The 17,533-nt window shown below is 63.2% G+C and carries 14 protein-coding genes; 11 read left to right on the top strand and 3 right to left on the bottom strand.

The features are described from left to right. Positions 1–30 precede the first annotated feature (30 nt). Genes ubiU through M8Q45_RS11635 form a run of 4 tightly spaced genes read left to right on the top strand, consistent with a single transcriptional unit; the run spans position 31 to position 2,756 of the window. Entirely contained in the window at positions 31–1,026 is a 996-nt protein-coding gene (gene ubiU, locus M8Q45_RS11650; protein WP_249874863.1) for a ubiquinone anaerobic biosynthesis protein UbiU, read from the top strand. 10 nt (positions 1,027–1,036) lie between these two features. After that, positions 1,037–1,927, top strand: a complete 891-nt coding sequence (locus M8Q45_RS11645) for a U32 family peptidase (protein ID WP_249874862.1) — start codon at positions 1,037–1,039, stop codon at positions 1,925–1,927. After that, positions 1,921–2,391 carry a ubiquinone anaerobic biosynthesis accessory factor UbiT gene (gene ubiT / locus M8Q45_RS11640; RefSeq protein WP_249874861.1) on the top strand — a complete coding sequence of 157 codons (471 nt, stop codon included), beginning with the start codon at positions 1,921–1,923 and terminating at the stop codon, positions 2,389–2,391. Before M8Q45_RS11645 ends, ubiT begins: the two co-directional genes overlap by 7 nt. After that, positions 2,391–2,756 carry a putative zinc-binding protein gene (locus tag M8Q45_RS11635; protein ID WP_249874860.1) on the top strand — a complete coding sequence of 122 codons (366 nt, stop codon included), beginning with the start codon at positions 2,391–2,393 and terminating at the stop codon, positions 2,754–2,756. The genes ubiT and M8Q45_RS11635 overlap by 1 nt, the downstream gene beginning before the upstream one ends. A gap of 552 nt (positions 2,757–3,308) precedes the next feature. On the opposite strand, the gene M8Q45_RS11630 is transcribed toward M8Q45_RS11635, so the two are convergent. The 3 genes from M8Q45_RS11630 to M8Q45_RS11620 all read right to left on the bottom strand — a co-directional run bounded on the left by M8Q45_RS11630 (position 3,309) and on the right by M8Q45_RS11620 (position 6,758). Beyond that, entirely contained in the window at positions 3,309–3,986 is a 678-nt protein-coding gene (locus M8Q45_RS11630; protein ID WP_249874859.1) for a Crp/Fnr family transcriptional regulator, read from the bottom strand. Positions 3,987–4,314: 328 nt separating this feature from the next. After that, positions 4,315–4,962, bottom strand: a complete 648-nt coding sequence (narL, locus tag M8Q45_RS11625; protein ID WP_030137654.1) for a two-component system response regulator NarL — start codon at positions 4,960–4,962, stop codon at positions 4,315–4,317. Further along, the gene (locus tag M8Q45_RS11620; RefSeq protein ID WP_249874858.1) at positions 4,959–6,758 is read right to left on the bottom strand and encodes a HAMP domain-containing protein; all 1,800 of its coding nucleotides are present in this window, start codon (positions 6,756–6,758) and stop codon (positions 4,959–4,961) included. The genes narL and M8Q45_RS11620 overlap by 4 nt, the downstream gene beginning before the upstream one ends. Before the next feature lie 309 nt (positions 6,759–7,067). On the opposite strand from M8Q45_RS11620, the gene M8Q45_RS11615 reads away from it, so the two are divergent. The 7 genes from M8Q45_RS11615 (at position 7,068) to M8Q45_RS11585 (ending at position 17,516) form a co-directional block, all read left to right on the top strand. Next, positions 7,068–8,369, top strand: coding sequence for an MFS transporter (locus M8Q45_RS11615; RefSeq protein ID WP_283939034.1), 1,302 nt, complete (start codon positions 7,068–7,070; stop codon positions 8,367–8,369). After that, entirely contained in the window at positions 8,347–9,744 is a 1,398-nt protein-coding gene (locus tag M8Q45_RS11610; protein WP_249874856.1) for a NarK family nitrate/nitrite MFS transporter, read from the top strand. Before M8Q45_RS11615 ends, M8Q45_RS11610 begins: the two co-directional genes overlap by 23 nt. Positions 9,745–9,807: 63 nt before the next feature. Then, the gene (locus M8Q45_RS11605) at positions 9,808–13,581 is read left to right on the top strand and encodes a nitrate reductase subunit alpha (RefSeq protein ID WP_249874855.1); all 3,774 of its coding nucleotides are present in this window, start codon (positions 9,808–9,810) and stop codon (positions 13,579–13,581) included. Between the two features lies 1 nt (position 13,582). After that, positions 13,583–15,121, top strand: a complete 1,539-nt coding sequence (gene narH / locus M8Q45_RS11600; RefSeq protein WP_249874854.1) for a nitrate reductase subunit beta — start codon at positions 13,583–13,585, stop codon at positions 15,119–15,121. 2 nt (positions 15,122–15,123) lie between these two features. Next, the gene (narJ, locus tag M8Q45_RS11595) at positions 15,124–15,879 is read left to right on the top strand and encodes a nitrate reductase molybdenum cofactor assembly chaperone (RefSeq protein WP_249874853.1); all 756 of its coding nucleotides are present in this window, start codon (positions 15,124–15,126) and stop codon (positions 15,877–15,879) included. Further along, positions 15,872–16,552 carry a respiratory nitrate reductase subunit gamma gene (gene narI / locus M8Q45_RS11590; protein ID WP_198798235.1) on the top strand — a complete coding sequence of 227 codons (681 nt, stop codon included), beginning with the start codon at positions 15,872–15,874 and terminating at the stop codon, positions 16,550–16,552. The genes narJ and narI overlap by 8 nt, the downstream gene beginning before the upstream one ends. A 10-nt stretch (positions 16,553–16,562) precedes the next feature. Beyond that, positions 16,563–17,516 carry a peptidylprolyl isomerase gene (locus tag M8Q45_RS11585; RefSeq protein WP_249874852.1) on the top strand — a complete coding sequence of 318 codons (954 nt, stop codon included), beginning with the start codon at positions 16,563–16,565 and terminating at the stop codon, positions 17,514–17,516. Positions 17,517–17,533 lie beyond the last annotated feature (17 nt).

Raw genomic sequence — 17,533 nt, 5'->3', positions numbered from 1 at the left:
GCGCCCTTAGTTTTCTCACGAGGATGCCCCATGCAACTGGTTTGCCCGGCAGGGAATCTGCCAGCCCTCAAAGCGGCGGTGCGCCAAGGCGCCGATGCCGTTTATGTCGGCTTTCGCGATGACACCAATGCCCGGCACTTCGCCGGGCTGAACATGGACGACAAACAGTTCGACGCAGCGGTCGCACATATCCGTCAGCATCAACGCAAGCTTTACGTGGCGGTCAATACGTATCCGCAACCCAAGGGCTGGGAGCGCTGGCAGCGTGCGGTGGATCGCGCCGCCGATTTCGGCGTGGATGCGTTGATCGCCGCCGACCCCGGCGTGCTCAGCTACGCCAGCCAACGTCATCCTCGGTTGGCGCTGCACCTTTCGGTACAAGGCTCGGCCACCCACGCGGCGGCGCTGGCGTTCTACGCGCAGCGCTATGACATTCGTCGCGCCGTACTGCCGCGCGTGCTGTCCCTGGCCCAGGTCCGGCAGGTGGCGGCGGGCAGCCCGGTGCCGATCGAGGTCTTCGGTTTCGGCAGCCTGTGCATCATGGCCGAGGGCCGTTGCCACTTGTCTTCGTACATCACGGGCGAATCGCCGAACCTCTGCGGCGTCTGCTCACCGGCCAAGGCGGTGCGCTGGAGCGAGGACGCCGATGGGTTGAGCGCCCGCCTGAGCGAAGTGCTGATCGACCGTTACACCCCTGAAGAACCGGCCGGCTATCCGACCCTGTGCAAAGGCCGCTTCCTGGTGGGCGGCAAACGCTTCCACGCCCTGGAAGAACCCACCAGCCTCGACACCCTCGACCTGCTGCCGGAACTGGCGGCCATCGGCGTCGAAGCGGTGAAGATCGAAGGTCGCCAGCGCAGCCCGGCGTACGTCGAGCAGGTGACCCGGGTCTGGCGCGCCGCGCTGGATGCCCACCACGCCGCGCCCCAGCGTTTCCGCGTGCGGGAAGAATGGCGCCAGGTGCTGGCCGGTCTGTCCGAGGGCAGCCAGACCACCCTGGGCGCCTACCATCGATCATGGCAATGAGGAAGGCCTGATGAAACTCAGCCTGGGACCGGTCCTGTTCTACTGGGACAAAGTGCAACTGGGAAATTTCTACACCGAAATGTCGGCCCTGCCGCTGGACGTGATCTACCTGGGGGAAACCGTCTGCTCGAAACGCCGGGCCTTCTCGCTGGATCAATGGTTGGGCCTGGGGCGCGAGCTGCAAGCGTGCAGCCAGGCGCAGATCGTGTTGTCGAGCCTGACGCTGATCGAGGCGGCCTCGGAGCTGTCTTCGCTGCGCCGCTTGTGTGACAACGGCGACGTGTTGGTGGAAGCCAATGACATGGGCGCCGTGCAGTTCATGGCCGAACGCAAACTGCCTTTCGTGGGCGGCCCGGCGCTGAACCTGTACAACGGCCACGCCCTGGGGCAACTGCTCGACAGTGGCATGATTCGCTGGGTGCCGCCGGTCGAGTGCTCGGCGGCGCTGATCGCCGATGTGCTGGAGCAAGTGCGGGACATGGACCGTGACCTGCCGGAAGTGGAGATCTTCGCCTACGGTCATCTGCCCCTGGCCTACTCGGCGCGCTGCTTTACCGCCCGCGCCGAAAACCGGCCCAAGGACGACTGCCAATTCTGTTGCATCAACTACCCCGACGGCCTGGCGTTGAGCAGCCAGGAAGGGCAGCAATTGTTCACCCTCAACGGCATCCAGACGATGTCGGGCGAGGTGACGAACCTGCTGGCCGATTACCCCGCGCTGACCGCCTGCGGCGCCGACGTGCTGCGCCTCAGCCCGCGCGCCCAAGGCATGGCCGACGTGGTCATGGCCTTCGACAAGGTCCGCCAGGGCGAGGCACCGCCGCTGTTCGTGGACGGTTGCAATGGTTACTGGCACGGCCACGCCGGCATGTTGAAAGTAGAGGAGGCGGGCCTGTGCTAAGTCCGAAGAAATGGTTGCTCAAAGGCGCCGACCGGGTGCTGCCACTGGTAGGCAAAGTGCCGTTCGTGGTGCAGCGGCTGGCATTGCAACAGGCGCTCAACCGCTGTCTGGCCGAGCCGCTGCGCGAGGGCGGGTTCGAGGTGCTGCGCGACCGCTGGTTATGTCTGCGGGTGCTTGACCTGAAGTTGCGCTGGTACCTAACCCTCGGCCGCGACGGCCTGCGCATCGCCGAACGGGCCGACGCGCAAGTGTCCATCAGCGGCAACTGGCGGGAGTTTCTCTTGCTTGCCAGCCGTCAGGAAGATCCGGACACGCTGTTCTTTCGGCGGCGGTTGGTCATCGAGGGGGATACCGAGTTGGGGCTGGCGCTGAAGAACCTGATCGACAGCCTTGATCCGGACGTCTTGCCGCCGTGGTTGTGGCGCAATCTGGAACGGGCGGGGAAAGGGTTGGCGACTGTGTGATGAAGGCCTCTGACGCACTTCCCTTGGTGTATTCATGTTCCGGTTGTTCGAACGTGGCGCAATTGGCCAACACCGTTGCGCTGCGCCTGGACCGTGCGGGCCTGGCGGAGATGTCGTGCATTGTCGGGGTGGGTGGGCAGGTGCCGCCGCTGGTCAACAAGGCGCGCTCGGGGCGGCGGATCGTTGCGTTGGATGGATGTCCGTTGCAGTGCGTACAGGCTTGTCTGCGATTGCAGGGTTTGACGGCGGATGTGCATGTGATCCTGAGCCAGCTGGGGTTGCGCAAGCGGTTTGGGGTCGATTGCGGTGAGCCCGAGCTGGAGCTGGTGTTTTCGCAGGTGATTGCGTTGATGGATATGGGGTAGGCATACCCCCTGACTCTTGATAATCGCCGGTTCCTGTGGGAGCGAGCCTGATCGCGAAGAGGCCCGTACATTCGACATCTTCATCGCCTGTTGCACCGCCTTCGCGAGCAAGCTCGCTCCCACATGGGATCTTCAGCGGCCGCAAACTCTCTGCACGCCACCGCCCCACTGTGGGAGCGAGCTTGCTCGCGAAGAGGCCCGTACATTCGACATCTTCATCGCCTGTTGCACCGCCTTCGCGAGCAAGCTCGCTCCCACACGGGATCTTCAGCGGCCGCAAACTCTCTGCACACCACCGCCCCACTGTGGGAGCGAGCTTGCTCGCGAAGAGGCCCGTACATTCGACATCTTCATCGCCTGTTGCGCCGCCTTCGCGAGCAAGCTCGCTCCCACACGGGATCTTCAGCGGCCACAAACTCCATGCACACCACCGCCCCACTGTGGGAGCGAGCTTGCTCGCGAAGAGGCCTGTACATTCGACATCTTCATCGCCTGTTGCGCCGCCTTCGCGAGCACGCTCGCTCCACAGGAGGAATGTGGTCTGCCTCACGACTACTGCTGATAGGCCTCCAAGTCATCCTCGGACAAGATACGAATCTGCCGTCGCTCCATGGCAATCAACCCCCCATCCACCAACCGATGAAGAATCCGCGAAAACGTCTCCGGCTGGATCCCCAGTTTGGAAGCCACCAGTCGCTTGGACACCTGCAACACCACCTGACCATCAGACGGATCACGCTCCTGCAGCAGGAAGTTGATTACCCTCCGACTGGCGCTGGCCAAGGTCAGGTTATCGATGTCCTTGAGCCGCTGATGCAAATGGATGCTCATGCTCGCCAGGATCGCCAGGCAGACCTTGGGTTGGTCTTCCAGGGCCTTGCGGTAATGGGTGCCCTCGATACTCACCAGCACGCTGTCCTTGATCGCCGACGCGCTGACCGGGTAGCAGCGGGCCTGGCTGAAGAGCAGGGCTTCGGCGAAAGTCTGTCCGGGCTGGATGATTTCCACCAGGTTCTCCTGGCCCTCGCCGGTGACCCGGAAGAGTTTGATCTGGCCGCTGACCAGCAGGAAAAACCGCTTGGCGGGATCGCCCTGGTGCATGAGCGTGCTGTTGCAGGGCAGCCGCTTGAGCACGGCCAGGTTGCACACGTCCTCGAAGACCCGCTCCGGCAATTGGCTGAACAGGTGATGACGTCGCAACAGTAGAACGATGGAAGGGTGGGTCAGCATGGCGTACCTCCGCGTGCCGTCATGGTAGAGCCCAAGGCCCCGTTGGCCTATGCCTCGGCAGGCCTACCTCGGAAGAGGGAGGGGGGCTAACTGTTGACGCGGACCTGTGGCGAGGGAGCTTGCTCCCGCTTGGCTCTGTAGGAGCTGCCGAGCGAAGCGAGGCTGCGATCTTTTCACTGCCAATTGAGTCAGGAGCGAAAGATCAAAAGATCGCAGCCTCGCTTCGCTCGGCAGCTCCTACACGGCTCCTACACGGCTCCTACACAGCTCCTACAGAGCCCAGCGGGAGCAAGCTTCCTCGCCACAGATTGTGTGTTTTCCACTGGTATTAGCCCGCCCCGCGCAAATGCTCCATCGCCCAAACCGCCGCTTCGACCCGCGAACGCAAGCCGAGCTTGTGCAGCAGGTTCTTCACATGCACCTTCACCGTGCCTTCGGTAATGCCCAGCTTGTGGCCGATGACCTTGTTGCTGAAGCCCCCGGCGATCGTCCTCAACACCTGGCGCTCGCGTTCGGTCAGTTCCACGTCGGCCTGGCGTGGCGGGGAGCGCAGCGCCTGGGCCATGACGCGGGTCAGGCCGGGGCTGATCACCAGGGCGCCGTTGAGGGCGTCGCGGATGTACTGGATCAGCAGCTCGGGCTCCATGTCCTTGAGCAGGTAGCCGTTTGCATCCAGGCGCAGGGCGTCGCGGATGTCATCCTCGGCGTCGGACACGGTGAACAGCAGGACCTTGCCGGTGTAGTCCATCGCCCGCAGGCGGCGCAGGGTCTCGATGCCGTTCATCTGCGGCATGTTGTTGTCCAGCAGCACCAGGTCGGGCTTGAGCGGTTCGATCAGCGCCAGGGCTTCTTCGCCGTGGCTGGCTTCGCCAACGATGTGCAGATCGTCTTCGAGTTCGAGCATCTGGCGGATCCCGCGACGCATCATCGGATGGTCGTCGACCAGCAGCAGGGTGTGACGCAAAGGGGCGTTCATGTTGCGATGCCTTCGGAGTGATGGCCCAGGAATTCCGGTTGGAAGCGCACCTGGAGACGGGTGCCCTGGGGCGTTCGGGAGAGTATGTCCAGTTGGCCGCGCAGGCTGCGGGCGCGTTCGTTCATGATGTTCAGGCCGTGGTGTTCGCGCTGGTCCACTTCGCCGCTGAAACCCCGGCCATCGTCTTCGATGGACAGGCGCACGGTCTCGCCTTCCTGGCGCAGTTCGAGCCAGGCGTTCTCGGCATGGGCGTGGCGCAGGCAGTTGGACAGGGCTTCGCGGGTGATCTGCAGGATGTGGATCTGCTCGCTGGCCGACAGCTCGAAGGCCAGGGTGTCGATGAACAGGTGCACATGGAAATCGCCGCGGTTGGAGAACTCTTCGGCGGTGTCCTTGAGTTCCTGTATCAATCCGTCGTCGCGGATCTGCAAACGGAACGTGGTGAGCAATTCGCGCAGTTGGCGGTAGGCGTTGTTGAGGCCCTCACGCAGTTCGCCGGTGACGTTTTCCAGGGTCTGCACCGGTTCGCCGCGACGCATCAAGGTCTGCATGCGGCTGACTTGCAGTTTCATGTACGACAAGGCCTGGGCCAGGGAGTCGTGCAATTCCCGGGCAATGATCGTGCGCTCGTCGAGCAGCAGCAGGCGATGGTCCTGTTCGCGCTGGCGCTTGAGGGACAACGTTGTCCCGATCAAATTCGCCAAGGCCTGGATCAAGGCGATTTCCCAAGGCTGCGCAGCGTGGCCGTCGACGAAATGCGCCTTGAGTTCACCCAGCTCAGTGCCCTGGTTGCTGATGCTGAAAGCCTGCGGGCGCGCCGCGTTGTGTTTGTGGCAACTGGCGCAATCGCTGGTGGCGCAGACCTGGCGGCTGGCGGCGCCATGCAAGGCCAGCAGGTGCCGGGCCGGTGCTTGTAGCTGTCCTTGCAGGCACAGCGTCAGGCGCAGGCCAGGCAGGCGCTGCTGGAAGCGCCGGATCAACTCATCCAGGCCTTCGGCGTTGGCCTGGCGTGTCGCCAGGCTGCGGCTGCTCTGGTAGAGCAATTCAAGGGCGGCGTTGGCCTGTTGCAGGTTCAGGGTCTTTTGCTGCACCTGGGCTTCCAGGGTGCGGTGGGACTCCTCGATGGTCTCGGCCATGGTGTTGAAACTGGTCGCCAACTGGCCCAGCTCATCCTCGGACTGATGGTTGACCCGCACCTGGAACTCGCCACGGCGAAAACGCTGGGTGGCGTCCACCAGTTCCTGCAAGGGCGTGACCACGCCGTACTGCAACTCATACAGGCCGATCAGCAGGATGATCATGGTGCTGAACAACGCGATGCCCTGGATCGCCTGCTGCCAGCCTTGCTTGTGTTCGCTCTGGCGCTGCAGCAGGGTGACGAACTGGTCCAACTGCTCGACGAAGGAGCTGGCGCTCGCTTGGAAAAACGCCGAGTCGCCGTGCTCGATGGCGGGGCGCAAGGTCTGGTTCCAGCGCTGCATGAGGGCGCGATAGCTTTTGTGCAGGGAGGTTTCCGGCCCGTCTTCCAGCACGGCGCGCAGGGCCGGGCTGTCGAGGCGTTGCTGCAGGCTGTCGACGACCGAGGGAATGTCCTCGGCGTCGCCAGCGGCGAGTTTCCAGCTCAGGTGGTAGGTCTCCATGCGCACGGAGCCAGCGGTATTGATGGCCGCCGCGTCGCCCTGGCTGAACCAGGCGATCAGTCCGGCGCTCAACGAGCTGGCCAGCGCGAGGATGGCGATGAGGATCACCGCCAGCCCGGCGCGAGCGGGCAGGGAACTGCGCAGCCAACGCATCATGGACGCTGGCTCCTGGAGAAAATTGGTAGACCGAGCATCAAGCGCGCCCTGGGTCGTGGGGTGTTGCAGCCGATCCTGGGCGCACTACCTCTAAAGAGTTGTCGGCCGTTCCGTTTCCATAAAAGCCTTGGCCGACTTGCTCAAGACATTGATAAACAAAGGGTTCTATCGATATCAGGATCTACCTCCTTGGAGGTAGACGGGCCAAGCATAGGCCAATGCCCCCTTGGCGCTCGTTGATCCAGGTCAAGTTTTCGCGGGGTAGGCATCACTAGTCTGCGCTCAACGAATTGACTGGGGTGCAGCGTGATGCGAGCGCAAGTGCAACAAGGGCTGGTACTAGGGATGAGTACCCTGGCCTTCACCGTGTGCTTCATGGTCTGGATGATGTTTGCCGTGCTCGGCGTTCCGATCAAGGAACTGCTCGCCCTCAACGAAACACAATTTGGCCTGCTGGCCGCCACGCCGGTGCTCACCGGTTCGCTGGTGCGCTTGCCCCTGGGCCTGCTCACCGACCGCTTCGGCGGACGCATCGTGTTTTTCCTGCTGATGCTGTCCTGCGTGTTGCCGCTCTATTTGATCACCCTGGCCACGGCTTATTGGCAGTTCCTGGTGCTGGGCCTGTTCGTCGGCCTGGCCGGCGGCTCGTTCTCGGTGGGCATTGCCTACGTCGCGAAATGGTTCGACAAGCATAACCAGGGCTTCGCCATGGGCGTGTTTGGCGCGGGCAACGCCGGTGCCGCGGTGACCAAGTTCCTCGCCCCGGCGCTGATCGCGCTGGGCACCTGGCACCTGGTGCCGAAGGTGTTCAGCGCGATCCTGTTCATCACCGCCTTACTGTTCTGGTTTCTCACCGCCGAGAAAAAACAACACCGCAGTGCCGGCGGCGCCACGCTGCGTGAGCAACTCAAGTCGCTGAAAGATCCTGCGGTGTGGCGCTACTGTCAGTACTACTCGATCGTCTTCGGCGGCTACGTGGCCCTGGCGTTGTGGATGACCAAGTACTACGTGCAGGAATACGGTTTCAGCCTGCAAAGCGCGGCGCTGCTGGCGGCGTGTTTTTCGCTGCCGGGCGGCGTGCTGCGGGCCGTCGGCGGCTGGATGTCCGACCGTTGGGGCGCCCAGAGCGTGACCTGGTGGGTGTTGTGGGTGAGCTGGATCTGCCTGTTCCTGCTGTCTTACCCGCAAACCCAACTGCAAGTGCAGACCGTCAACGGCATCGTTGATTTCCACATCGGCCTCAACGCCACGCTCTTCACCGTGCTGCTGTTCGTGATGGGCATCGCCTTCGCGTTCGGCAAGGCCTCGGTCTTCAAGTACATCGCCAACGACTACCCGCAGAACATGGGGGCGGTGTCCGGCATCGTCGGCCTGGCCGGCGGCCTGGGTGGTTTCGTGCTGCCGATCATGTTTGGCGCCCTGGTGGACCTCACCGGCGTGCGCTCGTCCTGCTTCATGTTGCTCTACGGCGTGGTCTGGGTCTCGTTGATCTGGATGTACCTCAGCGAGGTGCGCAAGCGCCCGCTGCTGGGTAAACAACCGCCGGCCAGCCCATCCCCGTTTTCCAGCATTGCCCAAGGAGAAGAACATGTCCGTTCTGCAAACGCCTGAAAAAGGCCCGGTCATCCATGACTGGCGCCCGGAAGACCCAGCCTTCTGGGGCCGCAGCGGCAAGCAGACCGCCCGGCGCAACCTGTGGATTTCCATCCCGGCGCTGCTGTTGGCCTTCGCCGTGTGGATGGTCTGGAGCACGGTGATCGTGCGCTTGAACGCCATCGGCTTCAGCTTCAGCACCGACCAGCTGTTCTGGCTGGCGGCGCTGCCGGGGCTGTCGGGCGCGACCTTGCGCATCTTCTATTCGTTCATGGTGCCGATCTTCGGCGGTCGGCGCTGGACGGCCCTGAGCACCGCATCCCTGTTGATCCCGGCCCTGTGGATGGGCTTCGCCGTACAGGATTCGTCCACGCCCTACAGCGTGTTCGTGCTGATCGCGCTGCTGTGCGGTTTTGGTGGCGGCAACTTCGCGTCGAGCATGTCCAACATCAGCTTCTTCTACCCGAAATCCCAGCAGGGCACCGCCCTGGGCCTGAACGCCGGGCTGGGCAACCTCGGTGTGTCGGTGATGCAGTTCTGCGTGCCGCTGGTGATTTCCTTCGGGGTGTTCGGCTTCATGGGCGGCCAGCCGCAGGTGTTGGCCGACGGCAGCTCGCTGTGGCTGCAGAACGCCGGGTTCATCTGGGTGCCGTTCATCCTCGCCGTGACCCTGATTGCCTGGTTCGGCATGAACGATTTGTCCAGCGCCCGCGCATCGTTCAGCGAACAGGCGGTGATCTTCAAGCGCAAGCACAACTGGCTGATGTGCTGGCTGTACCTGGCAACATTCGGCTCGTTCATCGGTTTCTCCGCCGCATTTCCGCTGCTGATCAAGACCTCGTTCCCCGAAGTCATCGCCCTGAAGTTCGCCTTCCTCGGCCCGCTGGTGGGTGCCCTGGTCCGGCCGTTGGGCGGCTGGCTGGCGGACAAGCTCGGTGGCGCGAAAGTGACCCTGTGGAACTTCGTGCTGATGATCGTGATGGTGTTCGGTGTCCTGCACTTTCTGCCGAAAGGCGGCGAGGGCGGCAGCTTCTACGGCTTCCTCGGCATGTTCATGTTGCTGTTCATCACTACCGGCGTGGGCAACGGTTCGACCTTCCGCATGATCCCGGTGATCTTCCGCACCCTGCATGAAAAATCCGCGCTCGGTAAGAAGCCCGAGCAGCGCGAGCTGGCCCTGAAGAATGCCGGCAAGGAATCGGCAGCGGTGCTGGGTTTCAGCTCGGCCATGGGCGCCTTCGGAGCCTTCTTCATTCCCAAATCCTTCGGCACTTCGATGGCCCTGACCGGCGGCCCGGAGATGGCCTTCTACATGTTCGTCGGCTTCTACCTGAGCTGCATCGTGGTGACCTGGTGGTGGTACGCCCGCAAAGGCGCGGCGACCCCCTGCTAAGACGAGTTCAACTATTGCGGGCGGGGCGCAGACCCCGCGGAGCAAGCCTGAGAGGAAGACACTGTGAGTCATTTACTGGATCAACTGCGGTTTTTCAACCGCAAGCAAGGCGAGTTTTCAGACGGCCATGGCGAGACCCGCAAGGAGTCCCGCGACTGGGAGAACGTCTACCGTTCGCGCTGGCAGTACGACAAGATCGTGCGTTCCACCCACGGGGTGAACTGCACCGGTTCGTGCTCGTGGAAAATCTACGTCAAGAACGGCCTGATCACCTGGGAAACCCAGCAGACCGACTACCCGCGCACCCGCAACGACCTGCCCAACCACGAGCCTCGCGGCTGCCCACGTGGCGCGAGCTATAGCTGGTACATCTACAGCGCCAACCGGCTCAAGTACCCGAAGATCCGCAAGCCCTTGCTCAAGCTGTGGCGCGAAGCCCGGCAGACCCTGCCGCCTGTCGAGGCGTGGGCGAGCATTGTCGAGGACAAGGCCAAGGCCGACTCGTACAAGAGCAAGCGCGGCATGGGCGGTTTCATCCGTTCCAACTGGGAAGAAGTCAACGAGATCATCGCCGCCGCCAACGTCTACACCATCAAGGAACACGGCCCGGACCGCGTGGTCGGCTTCTCGCCGATCCCGGCCATGTCGATGGTCAGCTACGCCGCCGGCTCGCGTTACCTGTCGCTGATCGGCGGCGTGTGCCTGAGCTTCTATGACTGGTACTGCGACTTGCCGCCCGCCTCGCCGATGGTCTGGGGCGAGCAGACCGACGTGCCGGAATCGGCCGACTGGTACAACTCCAACTACATCATCGCCTGGGGCTCCAACGTCCCGCAGACCCGTACCCCCGACGCGCACTTCTTCACCGAGGTGCGCTACAAGGGCACCAAGACCGTGGCGATTACCCCGGACTATTCGGAAGTCGCCAAGCTCACCGACCTGTGGCTCAACCCCAAGCAGGGCACCGACGCCGCGCTGGCCCAAGCCTTCAACCATGTGATCTTCAAAGAATTCCACCTGGACAAGCCGAGCGCCTATTTCACCGACTACGCCAAGCGCTACACCGACCTGCCGGTGCTGGTGATGCTCAAGCCGATGCTCGGCGTCGCGCCGGGTTCGGGTTACCAGCCGGACCGTTTCCTGCGGGCCAGCGACCTGACCGACAACCTCGGCCAGGACAACAATCCGGAATGGAAAACCATCGCCCTGGACGCCAGCGGCGAGCTGGTTTCGCCCCAAGGTTCCATCGGCTATCGCTGGGGTGAGAAGGGCAAATGGAACATCCTGCCCCGTGAAGGCGGTGAGGGACGTGAGATCGACCTCAAGCTGAGCTTGATCGGCGGCGATATCGCCGAGGTGGCGTTCCCGTACTTCGCCGGCGAAGCCCAGGAGTACTTCCAGCACGTGGCCGGCGACGCGGTGCAGTTCCGGCGGGTGCCGGTGCACAGCGTGGTGCTGGCCGACGGCAGCGTGGCGAAAGTCGCCACCGTGTTCGACCTGTCGGCGGCCAACCTGGCGATCGACCGTGGCCTCGGTGGCGCCAACGTTGCCAAGGACTATGACGACGCCTCGGTGCCCGGCACCCCGGCCTGGCAAGAGCAGATCACCGGTGTGAGCCGCGAGAAGGCGATCCAGATCGCCCGCGAGTTCGCCGACAACGCCGACAAGACCCGTGGACGCTCGATGATCATCGTCGGTGCGGCGATGAACCACTGGTACCACATGGACATGAACTACCGTGGGCTGATCAACATGCTCATGCTCTGCGGTTGCATCGGCCAGACCGGTGGCGGCTGGGCTCACTACGTCGGCCAGGAAAAACTCCGCCCGCAATGCGGCTGGCTGCCCCTGGCCTTCGGCCTGGACTGGAACCGTCCGCCACGGCAGATGAACGGCACCAGCTTCTTCTACGGCCACAGTTCGCAATGGCGCCACGAGAAGATGAGCATGCACGACGTGCTCTCGCCCCTGGCCGACAAGTCGCAATTCCCCGAGCACGCCCTGGACTACAACATCCGCGCCGAACGGGCCGGCTGGTTGCCGAGCGCGCCGCAGCTCAACACCAACCCGCTGAACATCTGCCGCGATGCCGCCGCCGCTGGTCTTGATCCGAAGGACTATGTAGTCAAGTCGCTGCAGGACGGTTCCCTGCGTTTCGCCTGCGAACAGCCGGACAGCCCGGTGAACTTCCCGCGCAACATGTTCATCTGGCGCTCCAACCTGCTCGGGTCTTCGGGCAAGGGCCACGAGTACATGCTCAAGTACCTGCTCGGCACCAAGAACGGCGTGATGAACGAAGACATCGGCCAGGTCGGCGACTGCAAGCCCACCGAAGCCGAATGGGTCGACGAGGGCGCCATCGGCAAGCTCGACCTGGTGACCACCCTGGATTTCCGCATGTCCTCGACCTGCGTGTACTCCGACATCGTCTTGCCGACCGCCACTTGGTACGAAAAAGACGACATGAACACCTCGGACATGCACCCGTTCATCCATCCGTTGTCGGCGGCCATCGATCCGGCCTGGGAGTCGCGTTCGGACTGGGAAATCTACAAAGGCATCGCCAAGGCGTTCTCGGCCATGTCGGTCGGCCACCTGGGTATCGAGAAAGACCTGGTCACTGTGCCGTTGATGCATGACAGCGTCGGCGAACTGGCCCAGCCGTTTGGCGGCACCGACTGGAAGAGCGCCGGGGTGGCGCCGCAACCGGGCAAGAACGCGCCGAACCTGCAAGTGGTCGAGCGCGACTACCCGAACATCTACAAGCAGTTCACCTCCCTCGGCCCGATGCTGGAAAAACTCGGCAACGGCGGCAAGGGCATCAACTGGAACACCGATACCGAGGTGAAATTCCTCGGTGAGCTGAACCACAAGGAAGTCGACGCCGGCATCAGCCAAGGCCGGCCAAAAATCGACAGCGCCATCGACGCTGCCGAAGTGATCCTGTCCCTGGCACCGGAAACCAACGGCCATGTCGCGGTGAAAGCCTGGGCGGCGCTGTCGGAATTCACCGGCATCGACCACAGCCACCTGGCCGTGTCGAAGGAGCACGAAGCGATTCGCTTCCGCGACATCCAGGCCCAGCCGCGCAAGATCATCTCCAGCCCGACCTGGTCCGGCCTGGAAGACGATCACGTGAGCTACAACGCCGGCTATACCAACGTCCATGAGTCGATCCCATGGCGCACCATCACCGGTCGCCAGCAGTTCTACCAGGATCACCCATGGATGCAGGCGTTCGGCGAGCAACTGATGAGTTATCGGCCGCCGGTCAACACCCGCACCATCGAAGGCGTGAAAGGCAAGCGCAGCAACGGTCAGCCCGAGATCGTCCTGAACTGGATCACCCCGCACCAGAAATGGGGCATCCACAGCACCTACAGCGACAACCTGCTGATGCTGACCTTGAGCCGTGGCGGACCGATTGTCTGGCTCTCGGAGATCGACGCCCAGCGCGCCGGGATCGAGGACAACGACTGGATCGAATGCTTCAACGCCAACGGCGCGCTCACCGCCCGGGCGGTGGTCAGCCAGCGGGTCAAGGAAGGCATGGTGATGATGTACCACGCCCAGGAACGGATCGTGAACGTGCCGGGCTCGGAAACTACCAAGACCCGTGGCGGCCACCACAACTCGGTGACCCGCGTGGTGCTCAAGCCCACCCACATGATTGGCGGCTACGCCCAACAAGCCTACGGCTTCAACTATTACGGCACGGTCGGTTGCAACCGCGACGAATTCGTCGTGGTGCGCAAGATGGTCAAGGTCGATTGGCTCGACGGTTCCAGTGGTGATGATTTGCCGCGTCCACTGCCGACTGATATCGAGGAGAACTGAGATGAAGATTCGCTCACAAATCGGCATGGTCCTGAACCTGGACAAATGCATCGGCTGCCACACCTGCTCGATCACCTGCAAGAACGTCTGGACCAGCCGTGAAGGCATGGAATACGCCTGGTTCAACAACGTCGAATCCAAGCCGGGCATCGGCTATCCCAAGGAATGGGAGAACCAGGACAAGTGGAAGGGCGGCTGGGTCCGCAACGCCGACGGCTCGATCAACCCGCGCATCGGCGGCAAGTTCCGCGTGCTGGCGAACATCTTCGCCAACCCGGACCTGCCGAGCCTGGACGACTACTACGAGCCGTTCGACTTCGACTACCAGCACCTGCACACCGCGCCGCTGGGCGAGCACCAGCCCACCGCGCGACCACGCTCTGTGGTGTCCGGCAAGCGCATGGAGAAGATCGAGTGGGGCCCGAACTGGGAGGAAATCCTCGGCACCGAGTTTGCCAAGCGGCGCAAGGACAAGAACTTCGACAAGATCCAGGCGGACATCTACGGCGAGTACGAAAACACCTTCATGATGTACCTGCCGCGCCTGTGCGAGCACTGCCTGAACCCGGCGTGCGCGGCGTCGTGCCCGAGCGGGGCGATCTACAAGCGCGAGGAGGACGGCATCGTCCTGATCGACCAGGAAAAATGCCGCGGCTGGCGCATGTGCATCAGCGGCTGCCCGTACAAGAAGATCTATTTCAACTGGAAGAGCGGCAAGTCGGAAAAATGCATCTTCTGCTACCCCCGTATCGAAGCCGGCATGCCAACGGTCTGTGCTGAAACCTGCGTCGGCCGGATCCGTTACCTCGGCGTGCTGCTGTATGACGCCGACCGGATCAGCGAAGTGGCAAGCACGGCCAACGAGCAGGACCTGTACGAGAAACAACTGGAGATCTTCCTCGACCCGAACGACCCGGCGGTGATTCGCCAGGCCCTGGCCGATGGCGTGCCGCAGTCGGTGATCGATTCGGCCCAACGTTCGCCGGTATACAAAATGGCCGTGGATTGGAAACTCGCACTGCCGCTGCACCCGGAATACCGCACCTTGCCGATGGTCTGGTACGTGCCGCCACTGTCGCCGATCCAGAACGCAGCCGCCGCCGGCACCGTGGGCATGAACGGGGTGATCCCGGACGTCGACAGCCTGCGGATCCCGCTGCGCTACCTGGCGAACATGCTCACTGCTGGCGATGAAAAACCGGTCAAGCATGCCCTCAAGCGCCTGCTGGCGATGCGCGCCTACAAGCGTTCGGAACAGGTCGATGGCGTGCAGGACTTGCAAGTGCTCGCCGATGTCGGCCTGAGCGTGAACCAGGTGGAAGAGATGTACCGCTACCTGGCGATTGCCAACTACGAAGACCGTTTCGTCGTGCCCAGCGCCCACCGCGAAGACGCCATGAGCGACGCGTTCGCCGAGCGTTCCGGTTGTGGCTTCAGCTTCGGCAGCGGTTGCAGCGGCAGCTCCGACACCAACATGTTCGGCGGCAAGAAAGCCAACCGCCGCGACGTCATCAAGACCGTGCAGTTGTGGGAGGAGTGAGCATGCGCATTCTCAAGGTGATTTCGTTGCTGCTCGATTACCCGACCGAGACCCTGGTGGCCGGTCGCGACGAGCTGGAGCAGGCGATCGTGCAGGCGCGGGAAATCAGTCCCGCCCAGCGTGCCGGTTTGTTCGAGTTGCTGGAGCTGGTCTGCGGCCAGGACCTGATGGACGGCCAGGAGCACTACGGTGCGCTGTTCGGCCGCGGTCGTTCACTGTCGCTGCTGCTGTTCGAACACGTCCATGGCGAGTCCCGCGACCGGGGCCAGGCCATGGTCGACATGATGGCCCAGTACGAAGAAGCCGGGTTCGCCATCGGCGTCAAGGAACTGCCCGACTACATCCCGCTGTACCTGGAGTTTCTCTCCACCCGCGAAGACTTGGAGGCCCGCGAGGGCCTGGCCGATGTGGCGCACCTGCTGGCCTTGCTCGCGGCGCGCCTGGAAGAGCGTGAAAGCGCCTACGCCAGTTGCTTCCGCGCCTTGCTGCAGATCGCCGGGTCCGAGCCACAGGCGGCGGTGGCCGAGATGCTCGAACAAGTGAAGGCCGAGCACAGGGATGACTCCCTCGAAGCCCTGGACAAAGTCTGGGAAGAAGAGGCGGTGGATTTCATGAAGGCCGAGCAGCAAGACCGTTGCAGTTCGATGCCGAGCGCGCCGGGCCGGGCCCGGGAAGAAAGTGCGGTGCCGTTGCACTGGGTGGATTTTCAGCATGAAGGGCTGGCCGCCGCGCCAGCCGGGGAGGTGGGCAATGTCTAAATGGGATCTGTTGTTGTTCGGGGTGTATCCGTATGTCGCCCTGGCGATTTGCCTGATTGGCAGTTGGGCACGGTTCGACCTGTCCCAGTACACCTGGAAGGCCGGTTCGAGCCAGATGTTGAACAAGCGCGGCATGCGCGTGGCCAGCAACCTGTTCCACGTCGGCGTGCTGTTCGTGCTGGCCGGGCACTTCGTCGGCTTGCTGACGCCTTCGGCGGTTTATCACCACTTCCTGAGCACCGAGAACAAGCAGTTGCTGGCGATGGTTTCCGGTGGCTTCTTCGGCGTCCTGGGGCTGATCGGCTTGCTGATGTTGCTCAACCGCCGGCTGACCGATCCACGGGTTCGCGCTACCTCCAACACCTCGGACATCCTGGTCCTGGTGGTGTTGCTGGTGCAGTTGGTGCTGGGCCTGATGACGATCGTGGCGTCGACCGCACACATGGACGGTTCGGTGATGGTGATGCTGGCTGACTGGGCGCAGAACACCGTCTTGTTGCGTCCGGTTGAAGCCGCCACCTCGATGGCGCCGGTGGGCCTGGTCTACAAGCTTCACGTGTTGCTGGGCCTGACCCTGTTCGTGCTGTTTCCGTTCACCCGCCTGGTGCACATCGTCAGTGCGCCGGTCTGGTACCTGGGGCGTCGTTATCAAATCGTTCGGCAGAAGTTCTGAGGAGAAGATCATGGCGAGTGGATGCGGATGTGGTGGCGGTAGTGGTGGTGGCGGTTGCGGTTCCTCGGCTAAGGCCGCGCCGATAGTCGATATCGAACCGGTGGGGGCGGTGGCGTTCGAGCTGGCCCAGGCCGGGCCGGTGGCGGAAGATGAAGCGCCGCAACTGATTGCCAGCAGCGAGCAGGAGTGGCCGATCATCAGCGTCAATGGGGTGTCGATCGCCCCGCAGGCGATGGCCCAGGAGCTGCAATATCACCCGGCCGAAAGTCGTGAGGAGGCGGTCTACCAGGCCGCCCGTGCCTTGGTGATTCGCGAATTGCTCCAGCAACGCATCGCCGAGCTGGGCCTGGCGATGCAGGTCGGCGCCGGTGAAAACGAAGAGGAAGCGGCGACGCGGTTGCTGTTGGAGCGCGAAGTGCAGGTGCCACAGTGCGACGAGGCGACCTGCCGGCATTACTACGACAGCAACCGTGCACGCTTTCACAGCGCGCCGTTGCTGGCGGTGCGGCACATCCTGCTCGAATGCGCGCCGGACGATGCCGAGGCCCGCAGCCTGGCCCACGTCCAGGCCGAGTTGCTGCTGGAACGGCTCGATCAGTTCCCCGGCAGCTTCGCCGAGTTGGCGTTGAAGTATTCGGCGTGTCCGTCCAAGGAGCAGGGCGGTTCGCTGGGGCAGATCAGCAAGGGCCAGACCGTGCCGGAACTGGAGCGCCAGTTGTTCACCCTGCCGGCGGGCCTGGCGAGCAAGCCGTTGGAAAGTCGCTATGGCTGGCACGTGATCAGCATCGACCAGCGCATCGACGGCCAACCGTTGCCGTACGAGGCGGTGGCGACGGCGATTCGCACCCAGTTGCAACAGGGCGTTTGGCAAAAGGCGCTGGTGCAGTACCTGCAAACCCTGATCGGCGCGGCGGATATTCGCGGCATCCATCTTCAGGGCGCCGACTCGCCGCTGGTGCAGTGAGCAGCGGTTCAACCGGG

It is taken from the genome of Pseudomonas sp. T1.Ur (assembly GCF_023516725.1).
GTDB classification, from domain to species: Bacteria; Pseudomonadota; Gammaproteobacteria; order Pseudomonadales; family Pseudomonadaceae; genus Aquipseudomonas; species Aquipseudomonas alvandae.
The sequence above is the reverse complement of the archived record's forward strand: the minus strand, read 5'-3'. Positions and strand labels throughout refer to the sequence as shown.